The sequence below is a fragment of the Rhodoferax sp. ZS1R25 genome (assembly GCF_056521335.1).
In genome coordinates this window covers 280,767-307,500 of record NZ_JBWMAZ010000003.1, presented here as the reverse complement: position 1 = coordinate 307,500, position 26,734 = coordinate 280,767, and the positions used below count along the sequence as shown (strand labels likewise).

The 26,734-nt window shown below is 62.6% G+C and carries 23 protein-coding genes, 2 rRNA genes and 1 riboswitch (1 of these 26 running past the window's edge); of the genes, 20 read left to right on the top strand and 5 right to left on the bottom strand.

Annotation, left to right across the window (positions count from 1 at the left end):
• Positions 1 to 804 (top strand): 23S ribosomal RNA (locus AC097R_RS19310); it begins 2,077 nt to the left of the window's first position.
• A gap of 160 nt (positions 805 to 964) precedes the next feature.
• Positions 965 to 1,077: ribosomal RNA gene (gene rrf / locus AC097R_RS19305) — 5S ribosomal RNA — on the top strand.
• Between the two features lie 147 nt (positions 1,078 to 1,224).
• Here the strand turns inward: rrf and AC097R_RS19300 are convergent.
• Together AC097R_RS19300 and AC097R_RS19295 are read right to left on the bottom strand one after the other, a co-directional pair.
• Entirely contained in the window at positions 1,225 to 2,910 is a 1,686-nt protein-coding gene (locus AC097R_RS19300) for an AMP-binding protein (protein WP_479599852.1), read from the bottom strand.
• 45 nt (positions 2,911 to 2,955) lie between these two features.
• A complete protein-coding gene (locus AC097R_RS19295) occupies positions 2,956 to 3,690 on the bottom strand; it encodes an FFLEELY motif protein (protein WP_479599850.1) in 735 nt (244 codons plus the stop codon).
• 115 nt (positions 3,691 to 3,805) lie between these two features.
• Between AC097R_RS19295 and AC097R_RS19290 the strand changes: the two genes are divergently transcribed.
• From AC097R_RS19290 to AC097R_RS19255, 8 genes are all read left to right on the top strand, one after another.
• Positions 3,806 to 4,534, top strand: a complete 729-nt coding sequence (locus tag AC097R_RS19290) for an N-acetyltransferase family protein (protein WP_479599849.1) — start codon at positions 3,806 to 3,808, stop codon at positions 4,532 to 4,534.
• Between the two features lie 57 nt (positions 4,535 to 4,591).
• A complete protein-coding gene (locus AC097R_RS19285; RefSeq protein WP_479599847.1) occupies positions 4,592 to 5,464 on the top strand; it encodes an HlyC/CorC family transporter in 873 nt (290 codons plus the stop codon).
• Positions 5,461 to 7,032, top strand: a complete 1,572-nt coding sequence (gene lnt, locus AC097R_RS19280) for an apolipoprotein N-acyltransferase (protein ID WP_479599845.1) — start codon at positions 5,461 to 5,463, stop codon at positions 7,030 to 7,032. Before AC097R_RS19285 ends, lnt begins: the two co-directional genes overlap by 4 nt.
• Positions 7,033 to 7,115: 83 nt before the next feature.
• On the top strand, positions 7,116 to 8,021 hold the full coding sequence (gene glyQ, locus AC097R_RS19275) for a glycine--tRNA ligase subunit alpha (RefSeq protein ID WP_479599844.1): 906 nt from the start codon (positions 7,116 to 7,118) through the stop codon (positions 8,019 to 8,021).
• A gap of 11 nt (positions 8,022 to 8,032) precedes the next feature.
• Positions 8,033 to 10,192: a glycine--tRNA ligase subunit beta gene (gene glyS, locus AC097R_RS19270; RefSeq protein ID WP_479599843.1), complete on the top strand. Its 2,160-nt coding sequence runs from the start codon at positions 8,033 to 8,035 to the stop codon at positions 10,190 to 10,192.
• Positions 10,189 to 10,737, top strand: coding sequence for a D-glycero-beta-D-manno-heptose 1,7-bisphosphate 7-phosphatase (gene gmhB, locus AC097R_RS19265; protein ID WP_479599841.1), 549 nt, complete (start codon positions 10,189 to 10,191; stop codon positions 10,735 to 10,737). Before glyS ends, gmhB begins: the two co-directional genes overlap by 4 nt.
• 53 nt (positions 10,738 to 10,790) lie before the next feature.
• Complete coding sequence (locus AC097R_RS19260; RefSeq protein WP_479599890.1) at positions 10,791 to 11,534, top strand: lysophospholipid acyltransferase family protein; 744 nt, start codon at positions 10,791 to 10,793, stop codon at positions 11,532 to 11,534.
• Positions 11,535 to 11,558: 24 nt separating this feature from the next.
• On the top strand, positions 11,559 to 12,473 hold the full coding sequence (locus AC097R_RS19255; RefSeq protein ID WP_479599839.1) for a M48 family metallopeptidase: 915 nt from the start codon (positions 11,559 to 11,561) through the stop codon (positions 12,471 to 12,473).
• A 58-nt stretch (positions 12,474 to 12,531) separates the two neighbouring features.
• On the opposite strand, the gene AC097R_RS19250 is transcribed toward AC097R_RS19255, so the two are convergent.
• From AC097R_RS19250 to AC097R_RS19240, 3 genes are all read right to left on the bottom strand, one after another.
• Entirely contained in the window at positions 12,532 to 13,227 is a 696-nt protein-coding gene (locus tag AC097R_RS19250; protein ID WP_479599838.1) for a glutathione binding-like protein, read from the bottom strand.
• Between the two features lie 31 nt (positions 13,228 to 13,258).
• Positions 13,259 to 14,470: an MFS transporter gene (locus AC097R_RS19245; protein ID WP_479599836.1), complete on the bottom strand. Its 1,212-nt coding sequence runs from the start codon at positions 14,468 to 14,470 to the stop codon at positions 13,259 to 13,261.
• 93 nt (positions 14,471 to 14,563) lie between these two features.
• A complete protein-coding gene (locus AC097R_RS19240) occupies positions 14,564 to 15,625 on the bottom strand; it encodes an MBL fold metallo-hydrolase (RefSeq protein ID WP_479599835.1) in 1,062 nt (353 codons plus the stop codon).
• A gap of 105 nt (positions 15,626 to 15,730) precedes the next feature.
• Here AC097R_RS19240 and AC097R_RS19235 point away from each other — a divergent pair, with 105 nt between their 5' ends.
• From AC097R_RS19235 to AC097R_RS19190, 10 genes are all read left to right on the top strand, one after another.
• Positions 15,731 to 16,177 carry a MerR family transcriptional regulator gene (locus AC097R_RS19235; protein WP_479599834.1) on the top strand — a complete coding sequence of 149 codons (447 nt, stop codon included), beginning with the start codon at positions 15,731 to 15,733 and terminating at the stop codon, positions 16,175 to 16,177.
• Positions 16,178 to 16,222: 45 nt separating this feature from the next.
• Positions 16,223 to 17,404 carry an isovaleryl-CoA dehydrogenase gene (locus tag AC097R_RS19230; RefSeq protein WP_479599833.1) on the top strand — a complete coding sequence of 394 codons (1,182 nt, stop codon included), beginning with the start codon at positions 16,223 to 16,225 and terminating at the stop codon, positions 17,402 to 17,404.
• A gap of 4 nt (positions 17,405 to 17,408) precedes the next feature.
• Positions 17,409 to 19,427 (top strand): LTA synthase family protein, encoded by a 2,019-nt coding sequence (locus AC097R_RS19225; RefSeq protein ID WP_479599832.1) that lies wholly within the window; start codon positions 17,409 to 17,411, stop codon positions 19,425 to 19,427.
• Between the two features lie 8 nt (positions 19,428 to 19,435).
• Positions 19,436 to 20,101 carry a carbonate dehydratase gene (gene can / locus AC097R_RS19220; protein WP_479599830.1) on the top strand — a complete coding sequence of 222 codons (666 nt, stop codon included), beginning with the start codon at positions 19,436 to 19,438 and terminating at the stop codon, positions 20,099 to 20,101.
• A gap of 66 nt (positions 20,102 to 20,167) precedes the next feature.
• Positions 20,168 to 22,003: a bifunctional isocitrate dehydrogenase kinase/phosphatase gene (gene aceK, locus AC097R_RS19215; protein ID WP_479599829.1), complete on the top strand. Its 1,836-nt coding sequence runs from the start codon at positions 20,168 to 20,170 to the stop codon at positions 22,001 to 22,003.
• A gap of 28 nt (positions 22,004 to 22,031) precedes the next feature.
• Positions 22,032 to 22,391 carry a 5-carboxymethyl-2-hydroxymuconate Delta-isomerase gene (locus tag AC097R_RS19210; protein ID WP_479599827.1) on the top strand — a complete coding sequence of 120 codons (360 nt, stop codon included), beginning with the start codon at positions 22,032 to 22,034 and terminating at the stop codon, positions 22,389 to 22,391.
• A gap of 58 nt (positions 22,392 to 22,449) precedes the next feature.
• A riboswitch (TPP riboswitch) is annotated at positions 22,450 to 22,550 on the top strand.
• An 86-nt stretch (positions 22,551 to 22,636) separates the two neighbouring features.
• Positions 22,637 to 24,538 carry a phosphomethylpyrimidine synthase ThiC gene (thiC, locus tag AC097R_RS19205; protein WP_479599825.1) on the top strand — a complete coding sequence of 634 codons (1,902 nt, stop codon included), beginning with the start codon at positions 22,637 to 22,639 and terminating at the stop codon, positions 24,536 to 24,538.
• 2 nt (positions 24,539 to 24,540) lie between these two features.
• On the top strand, positions 24,541 to 25,587 hold the full coding sequence (locus AC097R_RS19200) for an FAD-dependent oxidoreductase (protein ID WP_479599824.1): 1,047 nt from the start codon (positions 24,541 to 24,543) through the stop codon (positions 25,585 to 25,587).
• The gene (thiS, locus tag AC097R_RS19195; RefSeq protein WP_479599822.1) at positions 25,584 to 25,811 is read left to right on the top strand and encodes a sulfur carrier protein ThiS; all 228 of its coding nucleotides are present in this window, start codon (positions 25,584 to 25,586) and stop codon (positions 25,809 to 25,811) included. The genes AC097R_RS19200 and thiS overlap by 4 nt, the downstream gene beginning before the upstream one ends.
• 133 nt (positions 25,812 to 25,944) lie before the next feature.
• Entirely contained in the window at positions 25,945 to 26,709 is a 765-nt protein-coding gene (locus tag AC097R_RS19190) for a thiazole synthase (protein ID WP_479599889.1), read from the top strand.
• Positions 26,710 to 26,734 lie beyond the last annotated feature (25 nt).

Genomic DNA, 26,734 nt, shown 5'->3' with positions numbered 1-26,734 from the left:
GAACAGATCTGTGTAGGATAGGTGGGAGGCTTTGAAGCGGTGCCGCTAGGTATCGTGGAGCCAACGTTGAAATACCACCCTGGTGTGTTTGAGGTTCTAACCTAGGTCCATTATCTGGATCGGGGACAGTGCATGGTAGGCAGTTTGACTGGGGCGGTCTCCTCCCAAAGCGTAACGGAGGAGTTCGAAGGTACGCTAGTTACGGTCGGACATCGTGATGATAGTGCAATGGCATAAGCGTGCTTAACTGCGAGACTGACAAGTCGAGCAGATGCGAAAGCAGGACATAGTGATCCGGTGGTTCTGTATGGAAGGGCCATCGCTCAACGGATAAAAGGTACTCTGGGGATAACAGGCTGATACCGCCCAAGAGTTCATATCGACGGCGGTGTTTGGCACCTCGATGTCGGCTCATCTCATCCTGGGGCTGTAGCCGGTCCCAAGGGTATGGCTGTTCGCCATTTAAAGAGGTACGTGAGCTGGGTTTAAAACGTCGTGAGACAGTTTGGTCCCTATCTTCCGTGGGCGCTGCAGATTTGAGGAAGCCTGCTCCTAGTACGAGAGGACCGGAGTGGACACACCTCTGGTGTATCGGTTGTCACGCCAGTGGCATTGCCGAGTAGCTAAGTGTGGAAGAGATAACCGCTGAAAGCATCTAAGCGGGAAACTCGTTTCAAGATGAGATCTGCCGGGGCCTTGAGCCCCCTAAAGAGTCGTTCAAGACCAGGACGTTGATAGGTCAGGTGTGGAAGCGCAGTAATGCGTTAAGCTAACTGATACTAATTGCTCGTGCGGCTTGACCCTATAACTTTGATCTACGAAAGTAGCTTGAAGGAAGTTATGCCAAGTTGACGCATTCAAAATCCTACCCGTGTACAAAATCACCGGTAGGTGTCGTAAAAGACAAGCTGATTAGCTCTATAAATTGGTCGCCTTGACCTAGTCAAGGTGGCAACAAGTTATGCCTGACGACCATAGCGACTTGGTACCACTCCTTCCCATCCCGAACAGGACAGTGAAACGAGTCAGCGCCGATGATAGTGCGGATTCCCGTGTGAAAGTAGGTCATCGTCAGGCTATTACAAGCCGAAAAAGCCCCACCTAAACAGGTGGGGCTTTTTTTTGTCTGTACGTTTTGAGTCTGATTCAACGCATATAAAAAAGCCTCGCATGGCGGCGAGGCTTTCAGTCGAATGGGCTCCAGCATCGCCCCGGCGTACGGCATTATTTCTCCGTGCGCAATTGCCTTCTCAGGATCTTTCCGACATTGGACTTGGGCAGCTCGTCCCGGAATTCGATGTACTTGGGGCGCTTGTAGCCTGTGAGATTGGCATCACAGTATTTCAGTACGTCCGACTCCGACAATGTTGGAGAGTTGCGCACAATGAACACCTTGATCGCTTCGCCCTGTTTGGCATCTGCAACACCGATCACCGCGCACTCCAGAACACCTTCACACAAGGAGATGACATTCTCCAGTTCGGATGGAAATACGTTGAAGCCGCTAACCAAGATCATGTCCTTGATGCGGTCCACGATGCGCGTGTAACCACGTTCGTCCATGATGCCCACATCGCCGGTGCGCAAGAAGCCATCGGCCGTAAAGGCCTTGGCATTCTCCTCAGGCTGTTGGTAATAGCCCGTCATGACGTTCGGTCCGCGGATACAGATTTCACCGGAAGAGCCCGGGGACAGGGAATTTCCCGCTTCGTCTTTGATGGCTATATCGATGCTGGGCAAAGGCAAGCCAATCGTTCCCGAGAACGCCTTGGAGTTCACGGGGTTGTTGGTACCGATTGCACAGGTTTCGCTCATGCCCCAGCCTTCCACCATGGGGCAGCCGGTAGTGTCCATCCAGTGCTTTGAGGTGCCTTCTGACGCTGCCATACCACCGGCCTGGGTGACACAGAGGTTGGAAAAATCCAGGGTTTTGAATTGAGGCTGTTGCAGTAACGCATTGAACAAGGTGTTCACTGCCGGCAGGATGTGGAAGGGACGCTTCTTCAACACCGCAACAAATTTGGAGAAATCCCGGGGGTTGGGGATCAGCGTCATGTGAGCGCCAAACCGTATGGACAGCATGCACAGACCGAGCGCGAAGATGTGATACAGGGGCAGGGCCGCGATCAGGTTGAGTTTGCTGGCATCGCCTACACGCAACAGCGCGGGTTTGAACCAGGCCTCTGACTGCAGAATGGATGCAACGATGTTACGGTGGGTCAACACGGCGCCCTTGGAGAGGCCGGTGGTGCCGCCCGTGTATTGGAGGAATGCGATGGAATCCATGCTGACCGACGCGCTGCTCAGACTCATCTTGCTGCCTTCTGCCAAGCACCGATTGAATGCCGTGACGGAGCGGCCGGCGGGCAAGGCGAACTTGTAGGCAGGAACCATTTTGGCCAAGTGTCGGATGGCGAAGGTGATCCAGTTGCCGTACCAAAAGCCGAGCAAATCGCCCATGGAGGCGACCACCACATGCTGGATCTGCGTGCGGTCGATCACTTCCTCCAGCGTGTGGGCGAAGTTCTCCAAGATGATGATGGTGCTTGCGCCAGAGTCTTTGAGTTGGTGCTCTAGCTCGCGCGCGGTGTAGAGCGGATTGACGTTTACACAGGTGTAGCCGGCGCGCAGAATGGCGGCCATGCTGACGGCAAACTGGGGGATGTTGGGCAGCATCAGCGCCACGCGTGCGCCAGGCTCAAGCCCTTTGCTTTGCAGCCACGCGCCAAACGTGCTCGACAGCTCATCGAGCTGGCCGTAGCTCATCCAGCGGTCCATGCAAACTGAAAATGGATTCTTGGCGTTGCGCCGGAAGGACTCTTCCAGCAGTTGGGTCAGCGACTTGAAAGGGGAGAGGTCAATCTCGTGGGGGACGTCGTCGGGGTAGCTCTTCAGCCAGATTTTTTCCATGGGTGCTCCTGTTCAAACCATTGTGCCGATGGCCGCACAAGGGGTTCACAGGGCTTTTCCTAGGCACTGGTGCAATTTGGTCTCGCAGGCGACAACCGGCGTGTTGAACAGGGCCTCTATCCAATGGGTTTCGCGCTGTGCGATGGTGTTGAGGAACTCGCGCGCTTGCGCACCCCTGCCACCCATGCCAGCGAAGGTATCAAAACCGGCTTCCAGAAAGGCTTGCAGCGAGGCCAGCCCGGCCACTTTGGCAGGGCCACGCATCATCCGCAAAGTCATGCGCAGGCCTGGGGTTCGCGTCAACCGGTCCAACTGCGCACCAATGTCCAATACCGCCTGTAGCTGCGCTTGCCTTACGGGCAGCGATGCCACGGAACGCCAGGCTTTGAGGTACCGGGGCACGTCGTCACCGCCTAGCGCACACCAGGCCTGTGCCATCATCAGGTCCAGAGCTTCGGTCTGGGCGTGCAACTCAGCCAACGCCACGGCCGTGGATACCACTTGCGCGGGAAAGAAGGTTTGTAACGCGCCCGCAATGCGCGCAAACTGTTGGTCCCGATCAGAGAAATCGCGCTCGCTGTACAACTCGTGCAGGAAGAAGTGGGTAGGTGCCGCGAAGGCCTTGGTGGCCAGCAAATCCCCATAGGTGCCCGCAAAACGCTGCGCCTGCAGCCGTTTGATGGCCTTCAGGCCTTGTAGCAGGCGGGTATCCCCCGCCGCTTCGCTACGCAGGGCGGCAACACGGTCCAGGGCGTGACGAATGGTGTCTGCGGCGGTCATAAGGTGTTCAATGAGCCCGAGTGTATCGGGCGGGATGGAGCCTCTCGCCGCGGGTAGGCTAGGGGCTTTACACGATTGAGGTGAAAATACTAGGGAAAACCCTTATATTCATGCCATGGTTGATACAAAAAGTCTGATCAGAGCTTCGTTGGAGGCTGGCCGCGAGTTTTTGCGCCCGCCTTCGGAATCTGACGACACCGGCACGCCCCGGGCTACCCCCACACTGGTGCCCATCCGTTCGCTGGGCGAAAACCACCGTGGGCGCATCGCCCTGCATTTGCTGGCCCTGGAGCCGCAGGACCGTTATCTGCGCTTTGGCCAGTGGACGCGGGATGAGCAAATCCACCAATACGTGAACGCGCTGGACTTTGAGCGCGACGAGATCTTTGGTATTTACAACCGCAAGCTCGAACTGCTTGCCGTGGCGCACCTGGCCTATGCCAAGGACCAGCGCTACGAGAGCTGTGCCGAGTTTGGTGTCTCCGTGCTGCCCGGCGCGCGCGGACGCGGCTATGGCGCGCGGCTGTTTGACCGCGCTGCCATGCACGCCAGCAACGATGGCGTGAGCCTGATGTTCATCCACGCGCTGACCGAGAACGCCGCCATGCTGAAGATCGCACGCAACGCCGGCGCGCGGGTGGAGCGGGATGGCTCGGAGTCCGAAGCCTACTTGCGCTTGCCCCCGGCGTCACTGGACTCGCGCATGACGGAAATGATTGAAGAGCAGATCGCGCAGACCGACTACCGGCTGAAGTCGCAGGCCAAAAGTTTCTGGAGTTTTCTGGCTGATATCCAGGAAATCCGCCGCAATGTGATTGATGCCAACCAGCGCAGTTCGCCCTGACATTCAAATCCGCTATCCTTAGCGCTCCGCAACCACGGCAGTTTCTGCCCTACACGAGTGTCCGACCCCCATCCCGCGCGTTTGTCTGATAAAGAGGATAAGCGCACCTTTCTCCAGAAACTGGCCGAATTCATCCACCCGGGCCCGGACTCCACGGCCGAGCTGATCGAGACGCTGGCCGAGGCGGAAGACAACAACATCATTGGCGCCGAGTCGCGGGTGATGCTGGAAGGGGTGATCCGGATGGCGGACATGACCGCTGGCGATGTGATGGTGCCCGCGACCCGCATGGACCTGCTGAACATCCAGGAGCCCCTGGATGCGCTGCTGCACATGGTCATCGACACTGCGCACTCGCGCTTTCCGGTGTTTGATGGGGAGCGCGAAAACATCATTGGCATCTTGATGGCCAAGGATCTTCTCAAGCTGCAGCGTGCCCCTGAGCTCAACATCCGTGCGCTGCTGCGCCCCGCCGTGTTTGTGCCCGAGTCCAAAGGCCTGAACGACCTACTGCGTGATTTCCGCGGTAACCGCAACCACCTGGCGATCGTGATTGACGAGTTTGGCCGCGTGGCCGGGCTGATCACCATTGAAGACGTGCTGGAGCAGATCGTTGGCGAGATCGAGGACGAATTCGACATTCCCGAAGACGAGGGCGATATCTTCGCCTTGGCTGACCGCACCTACCGCGTGAGCGGCGACACGCCACTGGAGCGCGTGAACGACGCCTTCTCGGTCACCCTGGCGGGCTCGGACCCCGAGAACCACTTCGACACCATTGGTGGCCTGATCGCCCACGAGATGGGCCATGTACCCAAGCGCGGCGAACGCCATACGCTGGGCGGCCTGGACTTTGTCGTGCTGCACACCAAGGGCGGCGCAGTCAAATGGTTCAAGGTGTCGCCTGTGCCCACCCACGCAGAGGCGTGAGCGCGCGACCTGCCATGTTTTTCCGGGTGCCGGATGCGCCCAGCGCCTTGCCATGGCTTGCTACGCTTTTCATAGCTGCTTGCGCACAATCGGCGGGGGTCTCCTGGCCATTTGATGTATTTTTTGCCAAAGGCACCACGCTGTGGTGGCTGCAGCTTGTAGCCCAAACGGTGCTGGTGGTTGCTGTGCTGCGGGCCCCGTCGGCGCGTGCCGCCGCCGGGCGCACCTGGTGGTTTGTCACCGTGTGGCTCAGCACCACGTTCTGGTGGCTGTTCATTGCCCTGCACACCTACGGCGGGCTGCCCGCACTGCTGGCCGTCGTCGCCATCGTGGCGCTGGCTGCCGCGCTGGGCCTGTACTACGCGGCTGCAGCCTGGGCGTTCTGGCGCTGGCGGCAGGTGCATCCCTTGGTGGCCGCGCTGGGCTTTGCCGCCCTATGGACCGCGGCGGAGCTGGCGCGCGGCACTTGGCTCACTGGTTTTGGCTGGGGCGCGGTGGGTTACGCACACCTGGACGGCCCGCTGGCCTGGTACCTGCCCTGGGTGGGCACTTATGGCGTGGGGCTGCTGGCGGCCTGGGGTGCGGCGTCCGTGGCGTTGTTGTCGTCGCGCCGTGGCTTGCTGAATTTCGGATTGGCGGCTTGCGTGTTCGCGCTCCCCCAGCTGGCTCCGTCGGGCTGGAACAACTGGACGCAGCCCAGCGGCATGCTGAGCGTGACCTTGCTGCAAGGCAATATCCCGCAGGACGAGAAGTTTGAGACGGGCAGTGGCGTACCCTTGGCCCTGCAGTGGTACGCCGAGCAACTGCAGCGCAGCAGCACGGCCCTGGTCGTGGCGCCGGAAACCGCCGTGCCCCTGTTGCCGCAGCAGCTACCTGAGGGTTACTGGTCTGCCCTGGAGCAGCATTTTGTGAATGGCAAGTCGGCCGCGATCATCGGCATTCCGCTGGGCAGTTACACCCAGGGCTATACCAATTCGGTGCTGGCTCTGACGCCCGGTCAGAAAGCCCCTTGGCGCTATGACAAGCACCATTTGGTGCCGTTTGGCGAGTTCATTCCGCCGCTGTTCAAGTGGTTCACCCGCATGATGAACATCCCGCTGGGCGACTTCAACCGCGGGCCCTTGGGCCAGCCGTCGCTGCCAGTGGCGGGCGAGCGCGTGGCGCCCAACATTTGCTACGAAGATTTGTACGGCGAGGAACTCGCCAGCCGATTCACCGACGCAGCGCTGGCGCCCACGGTGTTTGCCAACGTGAGCAACCTGGGTTGGTTCAACGACTCGGTGGCGCTAGACCAGCACCTGAACATCTCGCGCGCCCGGGCGCTGGAGTTTCAACGCCCCTTTGTGCGCGCCACCAACACGGGTGCCACGGCCATCCTGGACCACCAGGCCGTGGTGCAAAAAGAACTGCCACGCCTGACCCGTGGCGTACTGGTGGGCGAGGTGCAGGGCCGCACCGGCGTGACGCCCTTTGCCTGGTGGGCTGCGCGCTTTGGGCTGTGGCCCTTGTGGGTGGTGTGCCTGCTGCTGATCGCGGGCGCCTGGCGCTTGGGCCGTCGCACGCGCTAGGTGCCTGCAGCCCCGTAAAATGCGGGGTTTACTCGAACGAACGTTCTTGCCGCGGCACCCTGCCGCGCACCAGCCCACGCACCATGCTTACTTTTCAGCAAATTATTTTGAAACTGCAGTCCTATTGGGCTGACCAGGGCTGCGCCCTGTTGCAACCCTATGACATGGAAGTGGGCGCCGGCACCTCGCACACCGCAACCTTCTTGCGCGCCATTGGCCCCGAGCCCTGGAAAGCCGCCTATGTGCAGCCCAGCCGCCGCCCCAAGGACGGCCGCTATGGCGAGAACCCCAACCGCCTGCAGCACTACTACCAGTACCAGGTAGTCCTGAAACCAGCACCCAGCAACATCCTGGAGCTGTACCTGGGTTCCCTCGAAGCGCTGGGCTTTGACCTGAAGAAAAACGACATTCGCTTCGTCGAAGACGACTGGGAAAACCCGACGCTGGGCGCCTGGGGCCTGGGCTGGGAAGTCTGGCTCAACGGCATGGAGGTGACGCAGTTCACCTACTTCCAGCAGGTGGGTGGCATCGACTGCAAGCCCGCCACGGGCGAGATCACCTACGGGCTGGAGCGCCTGGCCATGTACCTGCAGGGTGTGGACAACGTCTACAACCTGACCTGGACCGACGGCCTGAGCTATGGCGACGTGTACAAGCAAAACGAGGTGGAGCAGTCCACCTACAACTTCGAGCACAGCGATGCGGACTTCCTGTTCACCGCGTTCAATGCGCACGAAAAGCAGGCCAAGCATCTGATGGAAAACCAACTGGCGCTGCCGGCGTACGAGCAAGTGCTCAAGTGCGCGCACAGCTTCAACCTGCTGGACGCGCGTGGCGCCATCAGCGTGACCGAGCGTGCCGCCTACATTGGCCGTATCCGCAACCTGGCGCGCAGCGTGGCGCAGAGTTATTACGAGAGCCGTGAGCGCCTGGGTTTCCCGATGGCGCCGCGTGCGTGGGTGGAACAGATGACGAAGAAGGCCGCGTGAGAGACATGACGATGACTAGCAAAAACCTTCTCGTTGAACTGTTTGTGGAAGAGCTGCCACCCAAGGCTTTGAAGAAGCTGGGTGAGGCGTTTTCGTCCGTGTTGGCGGATTCTTTGAAATCCCAAGGGTTGGCAAATTCGGACGCAGTGGTGACCCACTTTGCGTCGCCGCGTCGTCTGGCTGTGCACGTGACGGCTGTGGCCCCGCAGGCCGCAGACAAAGCCGTGTCGCAAAAGCTGATGCCCGTGGCCGTGGGTCTGGATGCTGCTGGCAACGCCACGCCCGCATTGCTCAAGAAGCTGCAAGCGCTGGGCGCCGATGCGTCGGCCGTCGCAGGCCTGAAGCGCGCACCCGATGGCAAGGCTGAAGCGCTGTTTTACGATAGCACCGTCAAGGGCGCGACCCTGGCCGAAGGTCTGCAAAAGGCCTTGCTGGACGCGATTGCCAAGTTGCCTATCCCCAAGGTCATGACCTACCAGCTGGAAAGCGGCTGCGAGCTGCCGGGCTGGAGCAGCGTGAGCTTCGTGCGCCCCGCGCACAGCCTGATTGCGCTGCACGGCGCCGACGTGGTGCCGGTGCAGGCTCTGGGCCTGCATGCGGGCAACAGCACGCAAGGCCACCGTTTTGAAGCGGCCGTCTCGCCCGTGGTGATCCCGGATGCCGATGGCTACGCGGCCATCCTGGCCATGGATGGCGCCGTGATTGCCAGCTTTGCCGATCGCCGCGCCGAGATCGTGCGCCAACTGGCCGCTGCGGCGGCCAAGGTGGGCGGTGGCTGCAAGCCGATTGATGACGACGCGCTGCTGGACGAAGTGACCGCACTGGTCGAGCGGCCCAATGTGCTGATCTGCGAGTTTGAAACCCAGTTTCTCGACGTGCCGCAGGAATGCCTGATCCTGACCATGAAGGCCAACCAGAAATACTTCCCGCTGCTGGACGCCAATGACAAGTTGACCAACAAGTTTTTGGTGGTGAGCAACATCAGCCCCGAAGACACGAGCTTTGTCATCGGCGGCAACGAGCGCGTAGTGCGCCCGCGCCTGGCCGATGCCAAGTTTTTCTTTGACCAGGACCGGAAAAAGACTCTGGCTTCGCGTGTCGAAGGTTTGGGCAAGGTGGTTTATCACAACAAGCTGGGCACACAAGGCGAGCGCGTGGAGCGTGTGCGTGCCATTGCGAAGGCCATCGCTCAACAACTGTTCGTCAACCAAGTGTCGAACCCAGAATGGTTCAAACATGTTGACCAAGCCGCGCAACTGGCCAAGACCGACCTGGTGACCGACATGGTGGGTGAGTTCCCCGAGCTGCAGGGCATCATGGGTGGCTACTACGCGCTCAACGACGGCCTGCCTGAAGCCGTGGCCCATGCGATCGAAGACCACTACAAGCCGCGTTTCGCCGGTGACAGCTTGCCGCGTAACGATGTGGGCGTGGTGGTGGCGCTGGCCGACAAGCTCGAAACGCTGGTGGGCATGTTTGGCATCGGCAACTTGCCTACCGGCGACAAGGATCCGTTTGCCTTGCGCCGCCATGCGTTGGGCGTGATCCGCATGCTGCTGGAGAAAGACCTGGGACTGGACGTGACACCACTCCTGCGCAACGCAGTGCCAGCCTTTGGCGACAAGATCGCCGATGCAACGGATCCTTTGGCTGACTTCATTTTCGACCGCCTGGCTGGCGCCCTGCGCGAGCAGGGTTACAGCGCGCAGGAGGTAGACGCCGTGCTGTCTCTGCGTCCGCAGCGTTTGGCCGACGTACCCAAGCGCTTGGCCGCAGTTCGCGCCTTCGCTAGCCTTCCCGAAGCCCCTGCACTGGCCGCTGCCAACAAGCGCGTGGGCAACATCCTCAAGAAGGCCGAAGGCACGGTGGAAACGTCGGTCAACGAAGCTCTGCTGGTCGAGTCAGCAGAAAAAGCCTTGTGGGACGCTCTCAAATCCGTGGTGATCAAGGCAAATTTGGCGTGGGACACAGGTGATTACGCTGCCAACCTGCAAGCGCTAGCTGCCCTCAAAACGCCTGTGGACGCGTTCTTTGAAGACGTGATGGTGAATGCCGAAGACCCTGCGCTCAAGGCCAACCGCCTCGGCCTGCTGGCGACCCTGCATGCCGCTATGAACCGCGTGGCCGACCTCTCCAAGCTCGCCGCCCAACCGGAACAAGGCCCGCCATGAAACTCTGCATCCTCGACCGCGACGGCACCATCAACATCGACAGTGCGGAGTTCGTCAAATCGCCCCACGAGTGGCGGCCACTACCCGGTGCGCTCGAAGCCATTGCCAAGCTCAACCACGCAGGCTGGCATGTGGTGGTGGCGACCAACCAGAGCGGTCTGGGCCGTGGCCTGTTTGACGTGGTGGCGCTCAACGCCATGCACGCCAAGATGCACACCATGCTGGCCGCGGTCGGCGGACGCGTTGACGCGATTTTTTACTGCCCGCATGCGCCCGATGACAACTGCCACTGCCGCAAGCCGGAGCCCGGATTGTTTGAGCAGATTGGCGAGCGTTTTGGTGTCGACCTGCGCGGTATGCCTGCCGTGGGCGACTCGGCGCGCGACCTGATTGCTGGCGCTGCCGTGGGCTGCGTGCCGCACCTGGTGCTGACCGGCAAGGCCGCAGCCTACAAGGGGCGTGAGCTGCCCGACAGCTTTCCCCCGGGCACCATCGTGCACGATGACCTGTCCGCCTTTGCCGACCACCTGGTGGCGCAGGCATGAGCGGCATGCCCCCCCTCTCCGGCGTGCCCGCGCAGAAGCGCCCCAATTGGCTGATGGCCGTGCTGCGTTCTTGCCTGCACATGCTGTGGATGCTGGTCACGGTGATGCCGTGGGCCATCATCATGCTGGTCGCGTCCATCCGCGTGCGCGGCAAGCCGCTGTGGTGGATGGCGGTGCGCTGGCTGGGCTGGGCCATTGGCGGCGCGCGCGTGCTGCTGGGCATTCGCACCCACGTGATTGGCTGGGAGAACCTGCCCACGGGCGACACGGCACCGGCCATTCTGTTGGTCAAGCACCAGTCCACCTTCGAGACGTTTTTGATGCCCACGCTGATGCCGCACCCGCTGGCCTATGTGTTCAAGAAAGAGCTGCTTTACGTGCCCTTCTTCGGCTGGGCCATGGGCCGGCTGGACATGGTCCACATCGACCGCAGCCAGCGCAACGAATCGTTTGCCAAGGTGGTGGAGCAGGGCAAGCGCCTGCTGGCGCAAGGCATCTGGGTCATCATGTTTCCTGAAGGCACGCGCATTCCGCGCGGGCAGGTGGGCACCTACAAGCTGGGTGGCACCCGCCTGGCCGTGGCCACCGGCGCGCCGGTGATTCCGGTGGCGGTGACCTCGGCCAAGTGCTGGCCGCGCAAGGCCTTCATCAAAACACCCGGTGTGGTGGAGGTGTCGATTGGCAAGCCTATTCCCAGCGAGGGGCGTGAGCCCAAAGAGCTGATGGAAGAGGTGCAGGCCTGGATCGAAGCCGAAATGCGCCGCCTGGACCCCGAGGCCTACGCGCCCCTGCGCTAGCGCCTGCCCGGCCCACCCAGCGCCATGCACCCGTTGCTACGCTACACCCTGGATCTCTTTGAGCCTTTTGGGGCTGTAGCCCCCGTCGCTCCTGCGCCAGCAGCTCCTAAAAACGTAGCAAGTCCGCAATCGAGCCAACCCTTTGTGGCGGGTCAGCCGCTGCACAACGCCATCGCCCCGGTGAACTATGCGCACCCCAAGGCCAACCGCGAGGCGCGGCTGGACGGTGCCGTGGTGGCCTACGCCTTTGCACGCGGCAAGCGCCGTACCATCGGCTTTGTGGTGGGGCCCGACGGCCTGAGCGTGCGCGCACCACGCTGGACGCCGCTGGTGGAGGTGGACGCGGCGCTGCAGGAAAAAGCCGGCTGGATTCTGCGCAAGCTGGACGAGACGCGCGAGCGCCAGACCCGCCAGGAGCATGCCCAGGTGGTGTGGCAAGAGGGCGCGGTGATTCCCTATCTTGGCAATTCCATTCGCATCGCACTGGATGGTGGTCACGGCTTTACCGCCAAGGGCGCGCAGCTGGACGCCGTGGCGCAGGACGACGGCGTCACCACCCTGCGCATCGCCCTGCCGCACACGGCCACCGAGGCGCAGATTCGCGATGCCGTGCAGGCCTGGCTCATGCGCCAGGCCAAGGCCAATTTTGTAGAGCGACTAGATCACTTTGCGCCGCAGCTGCAGGTGCGCTGGGCCAAGCTGAGCCTCAGCAACGCCGGCACCCGCTGGGGCAGCGCCAAGAGCGACGGATCCATCCGCCTGAACTGGCGCCTCATCCACTTCCGCCAAGCCGTGATCGACTACGTGGTGGCCCACGAACTGAGCCACCTGCGCGTGATGGACCACAGCCCCCGCTTCTGGGACACGGTGCGATCGGTGATGCCTGACTACGTGGAGCTGCGCGGCAGCTTGAAAGATCCGGCGATTCCCAAGTGGTGATGTTTGCTATGAAATCAGGAGCTGCCTGCGCATATTCCGCGGGGGCTAGGGGCTGTTTTTATTTGACGGTGCTCGCATCCTGCCCAAACAAAATCTTCTTGGCCGCCTCGTCCATGCCGGGGTTGCGGATGCCTTCGGCAATCGCATAGGCCTTGACCGTGGCGGGGCGGGCCGCTACGCGGGCAAACCAGGCGGCCAGGTGGGGGAAGTCTTCCAGCTTCTGGCCCTGGCGCTCGTACGGCACGACCCAGGGATAGCTTGCCATGTCGGCAATGCTGTACTCGCCGGCAATGTACTCACGGCCGTCGGCCAGTTGCTTGTTCAGCACGCCGTAGAGGCGTGAGGTTTCCTTGGTGTAGCGCTCGATGGCGTAGGGCAGCTTCTCGGGGGCGTATTGCGAGAAGTGGTGGTTCTGCCCGGCCATGGGGCCCAGGCCGCCCATTTGCCAGAACAGCCATTGCAGCGCCACGTTGCGGCCACGCAAGTCCTGCGGCACGAAGCGGCCAATCTTGTCGGCCAGATACAGCAGGATGGCGCCGGATTCGAACAGCGGGATCGGTGCACCGCCGTCGGCGGGCGACTGGTCCACGATGGCGGGAATGCGGTTGTTCGGCGCAATGGCCAGAAACGCGGGCTGGAACTGCTCGCCGCGGCCGATGTTGATGGTGTGCAGTTGGTAGGGCAGGCCGGCCTCCTCCAGAAACATCGTGATCTTGTGGCCGTTGGGCGTGGTCCAGTAGTACAGGTCAATCATGCGAAGCGCTCCCTTTGAAAGAGCGCAAACCTTAGCTGATTTGCTTTGGGCTTGCAGCGTCCCGCCCAATCCACAACACGGCCCCGCCGATCAGTCCCATGCCCAGCACCAGCACGGTGATCACGCCGCGCGCGTCCGCGCCCTGCGCACCCAGGCCTACCGCCAAGCCGGCCAAGGGCTGGGTCAGGTTGTTGAGCAGCACGACCACGCCGCTGGTTTTGCCAAAGTCTTGCGGCGGGATGATGCGCTGCCGACCGGCGCGGATGTAGACGCTAAACATCTTGTCAAACCCGATGACCAGCAAAAAACCCAGTGCATACACCGCGGGATGCACGGCCCAGGCCGTCATCAGCCCGCCCGCCAGCAGCAGGGTGTAGGACCACACGCCCAGTGCATGGCCACGCCAGTGCACACGCGCCACCCAGGCCAGTACCAGCACGGTGACCACCGCGCCTGCGGTTTGCAGTTGGGCGTATGCCGCATCACTTTGGGCCAGCAGGCCGGTCACCATGGCGGCGGCCGTGGCTTGCGTCACGCCCACCACCAGGTTGACGCCTGCAGCCAGCGCAATAAGCGGTTTGAGGCCGGGCAGCTGCACGATGTGGCGCAGAGCGGTGCGCAGCGGTACCCACCAGCTCTCACCCTGTGCGCTGCGGCCTTGGGGCAGGGCGCCGGTGTGCTGGCGCTGCCACCAGGCCAGCCCCGCATCGGCCAGCAGAAACAACAGGGCGCTGCAGCCCAGCACGCCTTGCCAGGGCCACAGCGCCAGAGCTGCGGCAGCCACGGCAGGGCCAGCCACCATGCCCAGTTGGTCGGCAATCTGGGCATGAGCTAGTACGCGCTCAAACCGCTCGCCGGTAAAGATGTGAGGCAGCAGCACCTCGCGCGCCATCACGCCCTGGGTGGTGAATACACCGCAGGCGGCTGACACCAGCACCAGTGCCACGAGCGCCGTTTGGCCATTCAGGGCAAAGCCCGCTGCCAGCCCGGCCGCACAGCTCAACGCCCGCAAGGCCTGGCTTTGGCGCAGCAGGCGCACGGGCGGGTGCCGGTCGCTCAGTACCCCGCAGATGGGGAAGGCGACAAAGCGGGTGAGCGTTTCCACAAAAAAAGCAATGCCGGTCCACGATGCGCTGCCGGTCTGCTGGTACACCACCAGCGGCACCAGAAACAGCAAGACCTGGTCAGCCAGGCGCGAGAGCAGCAAGGAGGCGTAGAAGGTAAGGCGGTGGGAGCGGGGCATGCCCTGCACTGTAGCGGCGGTGCGGGCTGCCGGCCGCACACTGCGGTGCGCTAGAGCGGCGTTCCGGTTTAGTAACTGACCAACGGTCGTGGGCTAGTGCGTTTCCACGGCAAACCGCAGTACACCGTCGTCTCCCCGCGTGCGCTGCAGTTGCCCCGCATACCAGAGCATGTGCAGGTGCGCCACTGCCTCACCCATGGCGAAGGTGATCTGGTGCAGGTCCAGCGCGCGCTTGAACAGCACGGGGATCACGTCGGCCGCGCTGCAGGGCTGTGCGGTGCAGGCCTCCAGCACCTCGGCCAGGCGGTCGCGGTGGTGGTCGTGCAGCTGCTGGATGCGTTCGTGCAGACCGGTGAAGGGCTTGCCGTGGGAGGGTAGTACCAGCGTGTCGGTGGGCAGCGGCAGAAATTTGTCGATGGAGTCCAGAAACAAGGCCAGCGCATTGGCCTCGGGCTCCTGTTCGTAGACGCTCACATTAGTGGAGATGCGTGGCAGCATCATGTCGCCGCCTATCAGCACGTTTAAGCCCTCGCAGTACAGCGCCATGTGCTCAGGCGCATGGCCGTAGCCACTGATGCAGCGCCAGGTGTGGGCGCCAATGCGCAGCGTCTGGCCATCCAGCAGGCGGTGGTACTGCTCGGGCACGGAGGGCACCAGGGACGGAAAGTAATTGGTGCGCGCTCGGATTTGCGCCACGGTGTCAGGATCGTTGAGGTCGTGCATGGCAAAGAAGTCGGCCGCACGTTCGCCGCCAAACGCCGTGGGGCCCATGCAGCCCCACTTGGCCACCTGGTAGTCCAGCGCGCTGATCCATAAGGGCACGTCCCAGCGCTGGCACAACCAGTGCGCCAGGCCGATATGGTCGGGGTGCATGTGGGTGACGATCACACGCAGCACGGGCAGGCCGTCCAGCTCGTTGGTGAAGATGTCTTCCCACTGGGCCTTGGCTTCGTTCTTATGGATGCAGCAGTCCACAATGCTCCAGCCCTGCACACCGTCGATCTCGTCGCGCAGCAGCCAAAGATTGATATGGTTCAGCGCAAACGGCAGCGCCATGCGGATCCACTTCACGCCGGGTGCGACCTCGATGCAACGGCCGCTCTCGGGCAGGGCGTCACCCAGGGGGTAGTGCAGGCGCTGTTCCAGGTCGTTCATAAGCCCCAATCGTTTTGCTTCATAATTGACGTTTACGTAAACGTCAACCTTGACGGCATTGTAGACAGGCACTGCCTGCCGCGGTGTCGCCATTTTTACCGCACCATGAGCACCACCTACAGCATCAGCGATCTGGCCCGCGAGTTTGACCTGACCACCCGTGCCATCCGGTTTTACGAGGATTTGGGCCTGCTGCAGCCCGAGCGCACGGGCCCCGGTGGGCGCAACCGCGTGTACAGCGGACGTGATCGTACCCGGCTGAAGCTGACGCTGCGCGCCAAGCGCCTGGGTTTGAGTCTGACTGAGGCGCGCGACATCATCGAGATGTACGACAGCCCGCGCGACACGGGTGCGCAGCTCAAGAAATTCCTGGACGTGCTGGCCGCCCACCGCAAGCAGGTGGAAGAGCAGATGGCCGACCTGCAGGCCAACCTGGACGAGATCAAGGTGCACCAGCGCGAGGCGCGTGCCCTGCTGCTGGCCAGCGAGAAAAAAGCGGCCGTGCCCGCGAGCAAGGCTGCCACCAAGACCACGGGCAAAAAAGCGGCCTGAGCCGCAGCCCCATTTCCCCCACAAGACCACCCGAGGAGACACACCATGAACAACTTACCCGGCCTGAACTTCCAACTCGGCGAAGACATTGATGCCCTGCGCGACGCGGTGCGTGAATTCGCCCAAGCCGAGATCGCCCCCCGCGCGGCCGAGATCGACAAGACCGACCAGTTTCCTATGGACCTGTGGCGCAAGATGGGTGACTTGGGCGTGCTGGGCATCACCGTGGGTGAGGAATATGGCGGTGCCAACATGGGCTACCTGGCGCACATGATTGCGATGGAAGAAATCTCCCGCGCGTCGGCATCCGTGGGTCTGAGCTACGGCGCCCACAGCAACCTGTGCGTGAACCAGATCAAGCGCAATGGCACGGACGCCCAGCGCGCCAAATACCTGCCCAAGCTGATCAGCGGCGAGCATGTGGGCGCCTTGGCCATGAGCGAGCCGGGGGCAGGTAGCGATGTGCTGAGCATGAAGTTGAAAGCCGAGGACAAGGGCGGCTACTACTTGCTGAACGGCAACAAGATGTGGATCACCAATGGGCCGGATGCCGACACGCTGGTGGTTTATGCCAAGAGCGAACCCGAACTTGGCGCGCGTGGCGTCACCGCTTTTCTGATCGAAAAGGGCATGAAGGGCTTTTCCATCGCGCAGAAGCTGGACAAACTGGGCATGCGCGGCAGCCACACCGGCGAGCTGGTGTTCAACAACGTGGAAGTGCCGCACGCCAACGTGCTGGGTCAAGTGAATGGCGGCGCCAAGGTGCTGATGAGCGGCCTGGACTACGAACGCGCGGTACTGACCGGTGGCCCGCTGGGCATCATGCAGTCCGTCATGGACAACGTCGTCCCCTACATCCACGACCGCAAGCAGTTTGGCCAGAGCATTGGCGAATTCCAGCTGATCCAGGGCAAGGTCGCCGACATGTACACCGTGTTGCAGGCCGGCCGTGCCTTTGCCTACACCGTGGCCAAGAACCTGGACCTGCTGGGCGTGGAGCACGTGCGCCAGGTCCGCAAGGATTGCGCCTCCGTCATTCTGTGGACGGCCGAAAAAGCCACCTGGATGGCGGGCGAGGGCGTGCAGATTTTCGGTGGCAATGGCTACATCAACGAATACCCGCTGGGCCGCCTGTGGCGCGATGCCAAGCTCTATGAAATCGGAGCGGGCACCTCGGAGATTCGCCGCATGCTGATTGGCCGGGAGCTGTTCGCTGAGACAATGTAGGGCTATGAACCCTGCCATTGCCCGCACCCTGACAACCCTTCTCCATGGTGCCCTGCGCGGCCTGCTGCGCGCTTGGGTTCTGGTCGTGCCGTTAGTCGTGGTGATGAGCCTGATCCGGTGGGGGCAACTGGCGTATTTCTGGCCCAGCGGTTACCACGCATCGGCCAGTGATCTCGCCGTGGTAGCACTGCAGGGATTCCGGTTTGACCTGAAGGTCAGCGCAATTGCCGGTTTTTTGCTCCTGCTGGTGTTCCCTTGGGCCTCGGGCAAGGCCTATGCGCGCATCGTGGCGGGGCTGGCGCTGCTCTATGTGATGCTGTCGCTGGTCAATCTGCACTACTTCGGCTTTTACAAGACCCCCATCGACTCGCTGGTGTTTGGCATCGTCGAAGACGACACCAACGCCGTGCTGCAAACCATCTGGCACGACTTCCCCGTGATCTGGACTCTGGTGCTGGCCGCAGCGCTGACGTGGGGTGCCATTGCGCTACACCGAGCGCTAGTGGGGTGGGTGCGGCCCGACGCTTTGCTGCAACCCCACCCTGCGCTCATCAAGATCGTGGTGATCGCCGTGGCGTTTTTCGCCCTGGTGTTCGCCGGCAAAGGCACCATCCGCGAGATGGCGCTGCAGCGCCAGCACTTGACCGTCACCACCTCGCAGTTTCTCAACGACATGGTGCCCAACGGCGTCATCGCCCTCAAATACGCGTGGGACAGCCGCCGCGAATCGCAAAACCTGTCTGACCCGCTAGTGGGCCTGAAGGCCATGGGCTTTGAGACCGCCCAGGCCGCTGCCCAAGCGCTGGGCCTGCCGCATGGCAGCGAGGCCGAGGTGAAAGCCTCGCTGTACCAGCACGACCCTATCCCCGCTGGCACGCCCAAGAAAAACCTGGTGTTCTTCCTCATGGAGTCGTGGAGCGCCGAGCCCATGCTCTACCAAAGCCCGACCTTCGATGTGCTGGGCCACATGGCACCTACGCTGACGGACCCCAGCAAGGCCTGCCACTTCTCCAACTTCGAATCCGCCCAGCCCGGCACCCACCCCTCGCTGGAGGCCATCCTGTTCTCCACGCCCATCACGCCGCTCACCATGGGTGACGCGGGCCGCAAGCCGCTGTCCTGGTCGGTAGCCCAGGTGGCCAAGCGCGCGGGCTATGACACCTTGTTTGTCACCTCGGCCCGCTCCGGCTGGCGCGACCTGAACCGCGTGCTGAAGATCCAGGGTTTTGACGAAGTCATTGACGCCAATAACCTGAAAGAGAGCTACCCCGATGCCGTGGTCGGTCTGTGGGGCGTGTGGGACAGCTATGTCTACAAGTACCTGGAGAAGCGCATGGCCGCGCAGCCCAAGGAGCGGCCGCTGTTCGTGTTTGTGCTCACCTCCACCAACCATCCGCCCTACGACCTGCCCAAGGACTACCAGCGCGTGCCGCTGGACATGAAGCAGTGGAGGGGCGAGACCAGCGAGGCCACGCTGGTGCCCAACCTGGACACCTACCGCTATGCGCACGACCTGCTGGGCGCGTTTGTGCAAGGGGTGCAGAAGGGCCCTTTCAAGGACAACACCATCGTTGCCGCCACGGGCGACCACAATGTGCGTTCCTTTGGCGTGTATGCCGACGCGCACCGCCGCTACCTGATGCGCCAGGTGCCCTTTGTGATTTGGGGCGATAAGTTGCAGTGCGGCAACCAGCTCACCCAGCCCGCCAGCCACCGCGACATGTTCAGCACCCTGTTCCCACTGGCGGGGATTGACGGCGGCTACGTGAACGCCGGGCGCAACCTGCTCAAACCGCTGCCCGCCCAGCCCGACCCGATGAATACGCCGCGCGGCCTGTTCTTCACGGGCGAAGCCCGCAACGCCCAGGGCATGTGGCAGCTGGGCAACCCCAAATCCTTTGTGTGCACCTCTGCGCACCTGGACAAAAACACGCCCTGCGAGTTCAACGCGCTGGACGATTTGCAGGAACGTGCCCGGTACGGACTTCTGGACTGGAATATTCGCGTCTCACTTAGGAAATAATCACGGCTATGACTGACAAACTCAACGACCTCTTTTCCCGCAACCGCGAATGGGCCGCCGAGATGGAGCGCAGCCGTCCCGGCTTCTTCACAGGGCTGGCCAACCAGCAAAAGCCCAAGTACATGTGGATCGGTTGCTCCGACAGCCGCGTGCCCGCCAACGAGATCATCGGCTTGGCGCCGGGTGAGATTTTTGTCCACCGCAACGTGGCCAATGTGGTGGTGCACTCCGATCTGAATGCGCTGTCTACCATCCAGTTCGCCGTGGAACGACTGAAGGTCAAACACGTGATGGTGGTGGGCCACTACGGCTGCTCGGGCGTGCAGGCTGCGCTGGAAGGCGCACGTATCGGCCTGGCTGACAACTGGCTGCGCCATATCCAGGACGTGCGGGACCGCCATCGCGACATCCTCGACGTCATCCCCGAACACAGCAAGGCCGCGGCCCTGTGCGAGCTCAATGCCATCGAGCAGGTGGTCAACGTGGCCCAGAGCACGGTGCTGCAAGACGCCTGGGCGGCCAACCAGGACGTGACGCTGCACGGTTGGGTCTACGGCGTGCACGACGGTCTGGTGCAAGACCTGCACATGACCGTGGGGCGCGAGGATGACCTCGCGCTGCTGTACCGCGAGGCCATCTCTGGCGTGCGCCTGGTGCCCCGACATCCAAGGTAAATAGGCCTCTGGCCCCCGTGAAATATGCGCGAGCAGCTATCAAAAACATAGTATCTGCTGCTCGCCATGTTCCCCACCCGCCTGGACTCCCCGCTCGCGCCCGACATCGCACGGGCGATGATGGATGGCTTCAACCGCCACTACCAGCTATTCCGCACCGAGAGCGCGCGCGCCAAGCACCGCTTTGAGACGGCCGACTGGCACGGCCAGCAGCGGGCCCAGCGCGAGCGCATCGAGTTTTACGACCTGCGCGTGAAGGAGTGCTCCAAACGGCTGGAGCGCGAATTCAAGGCGGGTGAACAAAGCATGGACGTGTGGCAGCAGATCAAGCTGCACTACATCGGGCTGCTGGTGAACCACCACCAGCCCGAGCTGGCCGAGACCTTCTTCAACTCGGTCACCACCAAGATCCTGCACCACAGCTATTTCCACAACGACTTCATCTTTGTGCGTCCCGCCGTCAGCACCGAGTACATCGAGAACCTGGTGTCCTCCGTGCGGCCCAACTACCGTCCCAGCTACCTCTGCTACTACCCCACGCAGGACGACGTGCAGGCCCAGCTGGTGCGCATGGTGCAGGACTTCGACCTGCGCGTGCCCTTTGAAGACCTGGCGCGCGATGCCCTGCGGGTGATGGAGGTAATGCGCGCCCAGCTGGGCGACGTGAAGCTGCGCGCCAACTTCCAGGTACAGGTGCTGTCCAACCTGTTCTTCCGCAACAAGGGCTGCTACATCATCGGCAAGCTCATCAACGGCTTTTATGAGCACGGTTTTGCACTGCCCGTGCTGCACGGCCCCAACGGCAAGCTGCGCATCGACGCCGCGCTGTTTGGCGAGGACGACCTGCTGCGCCTGTTCAGCTTTGCGCGCGCCTACTTCATGGTGGACATGGAGATTCCGAGTGCCTATGTGCAGTTTTTGCGCAGCATGATGCCGCGCAAACCGCGCAACGAGCTGTACAACGCGCTGGGGCTGGCCAAGCAGGGCAAGACCCTGTTCTACCGCGACTTTCTGCACCACCTGCAGCACAGCTCGGACAAATTCCGCATTGCCGCCGGCATCAAAGGCATGGTGATGCTGGTGTTCGACCTGCCCAGCTACCCCTATGTGTTCAAGGTCATCAAGGACCATTTCCCGCACCAGAAAGAGACTACGCGCGCGCAAGTTGAGGGCAAGTACCAGCTCGTCAAGCACCACGACCGCGTGGGCCGCATGGCCGACACGCTGGACTACAGCGAGGTGGCCTTTCCGCGTGCGCGCTTCAGTGACGAACTGATTGCCGAACTGCAGCAGTTCGCGCCCAGCCAGATCGAGATCAGTGACCGCGATGGCGACGGCCAGACCGAGGTCATCATCCAACACCTCTACATCGAGCGGCGCATGATCCCGCTCAATATGTTCCTGCAGGAAGCGTTTGATGCCGGCGGCGCCGACCCCGCCAACACCAGCCCGACCGCGCTGCGCGCCCGTGAGCAGATCACCCGCGCTGTCATCGACTATGGCTACGCCATCAAGGACATGGTGGCCGCCAACATCTTCCCGGGCGACATGCTGTGGAAGAACTTCGGCATCACGCGCAACAGCAAGGTCGTGTTCTACGACTACGACGAAATCGAGTACCTGACCGACTGCCACTTCCGCAAGGTGCCCGAGCCGCGTAACGAGGAGGAAGAGATGTCCGGCGAGATCTGGTACCGCGTCGGCCCCCACGACGTGTTCCCCGAAACCTTCGCGCCCTTCCTACTGGGCAACCCGCTGGTGCGCGAGGTCTTCATGCAGTACCACGCCAACCTGCTGGATCCGGTGTTTTGGCAGACGCAGAAGGAACGCATTGCGGCGGGCTATGTGCACGATGTGTTTCCGTATGAAAAAGAGAAGCGGTTTAGACTGCTCCCGCCCTAGTGCCTGTCGGGCCAATCCTGAAGAAAACATGCCACATCTCACCATTGAATATTCCGACAACCTGCCCCTGTTCGACGCCGACAAGGCGTTGATGGCATTGAACCAGTCGCTGGTTGCCTCTGGGCAGTTTGAAGAAATCGATATCAAGAGCCGCGCTGCGCGGCAGGGGACATTCCTGGTAGGCACTCAGCCAAAAGGTAGGGCGTATGTGCACGTCAAGCTAGCACTGTTGAGCGGTAGATCTGCAGAGACCAAGCACGCCGTGTCCCACAGCTTGCTCCACGCCTTGAACAGCCTTTGCGAGTGGCCTGTGGAGCTGCAGGTCCAGTTGTGCGTTGAAGTACAGGAGATCGAGCGGGCGTCCTACGCGAAGGCCAGCATCGGCTAACCGCCACGCTCATTTTTCGGACCCGGGCGAACCGTGGTTCGGCGCCTTGGCGTACACTCCGCCCTGCCCGGGGTGCGCAATGGTTGCGCTGAGATGGATACCGAACCCGCGAACTTGATCTGGTTCATACCAGCGTAAGAAGTGCAGCGCAGCCGACGGCCGAATGCCGTCCGGGCGGCGTCTTTTCTCATCAGTTTGCGGGGCAGGTGTCTTTTCTGTCTTCGGGTCTTAACCGGAGATATCCCGTGAACGCACCCGACAAACTCGCCCAGTTCATTCGCCTTACGCGCGAACCGCTTCCCGCCTCCACCAAACGCTACCTGCAAGGCAGCCGCCCCGACATCCAGGTGCCGCTGCGCGAAATCATGCAGAGCAATGGCGAGGCGATCACGGTGTACGACACCTCCGGCCCTTACACAGACCCGCGCGCCGATATCGACGTGCGCCAAGGCCTGCCGCTGGTGCGCCAGGGCTGGGTGGACGGCCGGGGTGACACCGAACTCTACGATGGCCGCAAGCCCTTCGCGTTGGATGACGGTCTGAAGAACGGCGAGACCGATGCACTGGCCGCCCTGCGCGCCCAGGCCGCCGGCCTGCAGCGCCAGCCACGCCGTGCACGCAGCGGTGCCAACGTGACGCAGATGCACTACGCCCGCAAAGGCATCGTCACGCCCGAGATGGAGTACGTGGCCCTGCGCGAAAACCAGAACCTGGAATGGCAGGCCCAGTACCTGGGCAACGCCGAGCGCGAAGCGCGCCTGGCGGGCAACAGCTTTGGCGCCAGCATCCCCAAGGTGGTGACGCCCGAGTTTGTGCGTGACGAAGTGGCGCGCGGTCGCGCCATCATCCCGGCCAACATCAACCACACTGAGCTGGAGCCCATGGCTATTGGCCGCAACTTCCTGGTCAAGATCAATGCCAACATTGGCAACTCCGCAGTGACGTCGAGCATCGAGGAAGAAGTGGAAAAGCTGGTCTGGTCCATCCGCTGGGGCGCAGACACCGTGATGGATCTGTCCACTGGCAAAAACATCCACACCACGCGCGACTGGATCGTGCGCAACAGCCCCGTGCCCATCGGCACCGTGCCGATCTACCAGGCGCTGGAAAAGGTGGGTGGCATTGCCGAAGACCTGACCTGGGAAATTTTCCGCGACACGCTGATCGAACAGGCCGAGCAGGGCGTGGACTACTTCACGGTGCACGCCGGCGTACGCCTGCCCTTCATCCACCTCACCGCGAATCGCGTGACTGGCATCGTCTCGCGCGGTGGCTCCATCATGGCCAAGTGGTGCATTGCCCACCACAAAGAGAATTTCATCTATACGCACTTCGATGAGATGACAGAGATCATGCGCGCGTATGACGTGAGCTACTCGCTGGGCGATGGCCTGCGCCCCGGCAGCGGCGCGGACGCGAACGACGAAGCCCAGTTTGCCGAGCTGCGCACATTGGGTGAACTCACGCACAAAGCCTGGCAACAGGACGTGCAGGTGATGATCGAAGGCCCTGGCCACGTGCCCATGCACATGGTGCAGGCCAACATGGCCGAGCAGCTCAAACACTGCGGCGAAGCCCCGTTCTACACCCTGGGCCCGCTGACCACCGACATCGCACCCGGCTACGACCACATCACCAGCGGTATTGGCGCCGCCATGATTGGCTGGTTCGGCACGGCCATGCTGTGCTACGTGACGCCCAAGGAACACCTGGGCCTGCCGGACCGCGAAGACGTGAAGGTCGGCATCATCACCTACAAGATCGCCGCCCACGTGGCCGATGTGGCCAAGGGCCATCCGGGCGTGCGGGCGCGCGACGACGCGTTGTCGAAAGCGCGCTTCGAGTTCCGCTGGATGGACCAGTTCAACCTGTCTCTGGACCCGGAAACCGCCAAGCAGTTTCATGATGAAACCTTGCCGGCAGAGGGTGCCAAGGTGGCGCATTTCTGCTCCATGTGCGGCCCCAAGTTCTGCTCGATGAAGATCACGCAGGAAGTGCGCGAGTACGCGAAAAACCTGGGTGTGAGCGAGGAGCAGGCGCTGCAGTCGGGCATGGATGTGATGTCCGATGAGTTCAAGAAGGTGGGCGGGGAAATCTACATCCCGATCAAACCTGTGCAGGCCAAAGCCGAAGACACCAAGGCCTGACCGTGACAGCGAAGCGCATCGGCATTGCCGGCGCGGGGGTGCTCGGGCGGCTGCTGGCGTTCACGCTCAGCCGCGCGGGCCACGCCGTGCAGGTGTTCGACCCCGCGTCCGGTCCCGGTCCGCGCGCCGACTCTGGTTCGCTGGCCGCGGGCTGGACGGCCGCAGGCATGCTGAGTCCGGTGGCTGAGTTGGAGCGTGCAGGGGCCGAGGTGTTTGCCCTGGGCCTGCGCTCCTGCGCGCTGTGGCCTGACATCGTTCAAAGCCTAGGGCAATCCGTGGACCTGCGCATGCAAGGCAGCCTGCTGCTGGCCCACCGCAGCGACGCCGGCGCCGCCCAGCGCGTGGTCGGGCTGCTGCAGGCCAAGGCGGATACGCCGTACCAGCCGCAACCCTTGACGCTGCAGCAACTGCGCGAACTGGAGCCCTCCGTCAGCGGCCCGGCACTGGCCTGGTTGCTGCCGTGCGAAGGGCAGATCCACCCGATTCAGGCACTACAGGCGCTGGCCACACAGGCTACCGCGCAGGGCGTCCAATGGCACTGGGGCTCGACCATCAGCGCGGTGGAGTCTGGCGCCTTGCAGGTGGGCGACGCGCAGCACCGCTTTGACCATGTCTTCGACGTGCGCGGTGTGGGCGCCAAGTCCGCGCTGCCGGTGCGTGGCGTGCGTGGTGAAGTGTTCTGGCTGCACGCGCCAGGCGTGCCGCTGCACCGCCCCGTGCGCCTGCTGCACCCGCGCCATTCGGTCTACCTGGTGCCCCGGCCCGGCGATGTCATCGTGGTCGGCGCCAGCGAGATCGAGAGCGAAGACCGCTCGCCCGTGTCGCTGCGCAGCACGCTGGAACTGCTGAGCGCCGCGCACAGCGCCATGCCCACATTGGCCGAGGCTCGCGTGCTGCACACCGAGACCAACCTGCGCCCCGCGCTGCCCGACAACCTGCCCGTGGTGCGCCACAGCGCAGGCACAACAGAAATCAACGGCCTCTTCCGCCACGGCTGGCTTATTGCCCCGGCCCTGGTGGAGCAGGCCCTGCAAGAGCTATCGCTATGAGCACCTCAGACACCGCACTGCACACCATCACCGTGGTGGTGAACGGCAACCCGGAAAGCACCACTGCCTCCAATCTGCAAGCCTGGGTAGAAGCGCGTGGCGTGCTGCCCGCGGCGGTCGCCACCGCCGTCAACGGCAACTTCGTGCCCCGCAGCCTGCGCGCCCAGCAGCCGCTGACGGAGGGCGACTTCATCTTGACCTTCCAACCTATTGAAGGAGGTTAACCAAATGTCCGCAACACAAAGAGACTGGGAGGCCGGGCGTTCTGCGCAGGTCAAGGAGGAGCCCGCGCAGCGGGCGGGGGACACGGAGCAAAGCGCTCAGGCCCCCTGTCGCCTCGATCAAAGCCAATGGCAAATAGGAGGCAGAACGCTAAGTAGCCGCTTCTTTCTAGGCACCGCCAGCTACCCGTCCCCGCAAATATTGCAGGACGCAATAGCTGCCTCCGGCGCACAGGTCGTCACCATGGGCCTGCGGCGTCAACTCGCCCACGGTGCCGAAGCGGGCGACTTCTTTGCACTCATCAAAGCCACTGGCGCCCACCTGCTGCCCAACACCGCCGGTTGCCACACCGCTCGCGAAGCCATCACCCTGGCCCACATGGCACGCGAGCTGTTTGACACCACCTGGATCAAGCTCGAAGTGGTGGGCGATGCGCACACCCTGCAGCCCGACCCGTTTGAGCTGCTGGCCGCTGCCACACAGTTGGTCAAAGACGGCTTCGAAGTCTTTCCCTACTGCATGGATGACCTGGTGAGCTGCCAGCGCCTGCTGGACGCGGGCTGCAACATCCTCATGCCCTGGGGCGCGCCCATCGGCTCGGGCCAAGGGCTGGTGAATCCCGGCGCGCTGCGCACGCTGCGTGCGCGCCTGCCGGGAGTGCCGCTCATCGTGGATGCGGGCATCGGCTCGCCGGCCGATGCGGTGCAGGCCATGGAACTGGGACTGGACGCCGTGCTGCTTAACAGCGCCGTGGCCCACGCGGTGGACCCGGTGCGCATGGCGCGCGCCTTCAAGCTCGGCATCGAGTCCGGTCGGCTCGCGTTTGAAGCCGGTGTCATGGCCCGCCAGGACATGGCCGTGGCTTCCACGCCTGTGGCAGGTCACCCCATTTTGCTCTGAGGTTGCTATGAAAAAAGAAGCTGCT

Excerpts from the sequence above, each read along its gene's own strand:
- glyS (WP_479599843.1), top strand. The coding sequence starts at position 8,033 with ATGACTAGCAAAAACCTTCTCGTTGAACTGTTTGTGGAAGAGCTGCCA.
- AC097R_RS19290 (WP_479599849.1), top strand. The coding sequence starts at position 3,806 with ATGGTTGATACAAAAAGTCTGATCAGAGCTTCGTTGGAGGCTGGCCGC.
- gmhB (WP_479599841.1), top strand. The coding sequence starts at position 10,189 with ATGAAACTCTGCATCCTCGACCGCGACGGCACCATCAACATCGACAGT.
- AC097R_RS19245 (WP_479599836.1), bottom strand. The coding sequence starts at position 14,470 with ATGCCCCGCTCCCACCGCCTTACCTTCTACGCCTCCTTGCTGCTCTCG.
- AC097R_RS19225 (WP_479599832.1), top strand. The coding sequence starts at position 17,409 with ATGAACCCTGCCATTGCCCGCACCCTGACAACCCTTCTCCATGGTGCC.
- AC097R_RS19235 (WP_479599834.1), top strand. The coding sequence starts at position 15,731 with ATGAGCACCACCTACAGCATCAGCGATCTGGCCCGCGAGTTTGACCTG.
- glyQ (WP_479599844.1), top strand. The coding sequence starts at position 7,116 with ATGCTTACTTTTCAGCAAATTATTTTGAAACTGCAGTCCTATTGGGCT.
- AC097R_RS19300 (WP_479599852.1), bottom strand. The coding sequence starts at position 2,910 with ATGGAAAAAATCTGGCTGAAGAGCTACCCCGACGACGTCCCCCACGAG.
- aceK (WP_479599829.1), top strand. The coding sequence starts at position 20,168 with ATGTTCCCCACCCGCCTGGACTCCCCGCTCGCGCCCGACATCGCACGG.
- AC097R_RS19295 (WP_479599850.1), bottom strand. The coding sequence starts at position 3,690 with ATGACCGCCGCAGACACCATTCGTCACGCCCTGGACCGTGTTGCCGCC.
- thiS (WP_479599822.1), top strand. The coding sequence starts at position 25,584 with ATGAGCACCTCAGACACCGCACTGCACACCATCACCGTGGTGGTGAAC.
- AC097R_RS19230 (WP_479599833.1), top strand. The coding sequence starts at position 16,223 with ATGAACAACTTACCCGGCCTGAACTTCCAACTCGGCGAAGACATTGAT.
- AC097R_RS19260 (WP_479599890.1), top strand. The coding sequence starts at position 10,791 with ATGGCCGTGCTGCGTTCTTGCCTGCACATGCTGTGGATGCTGGTCACG.
- can (WP_479599830.1), top strand. The coding sequence starts at position 19,436 with ATGACTGACAAACTCAACGACCTCTTTTCCCGCAACCGCGAATGGGCC.
- AC097R_RS19255 (WP_479599839.1), top strand. The coding sequence starts at position 11,559 with ATGCACCCGTTGCTACGCTACACCCTGGATCTCTTTGAGCCTTTTGGG.
- AC097R_RS19240 (WP_479599835.1), bottom strand. The coding sequence starts at position 15,625 with ATGAACGACCTGGAACAGCGCCTGCACTACCCCCTGGGTGACGCCCTG.
- AC097R_RS19210 (WP_479599827.1), top strand. The coding sequence starts at position 22,032 with ATGCCACATCTCACCATTGAATATTCCGACAACCTGCCCCTGTTCGAC.
- AC097R_RS19250 (WP_479599838.1), bottom strand. The coding sequence starts at position 13,227 with ATGATTGACCTGTACTACTGGACCACGCCCAACGGCCACAAGATCACG.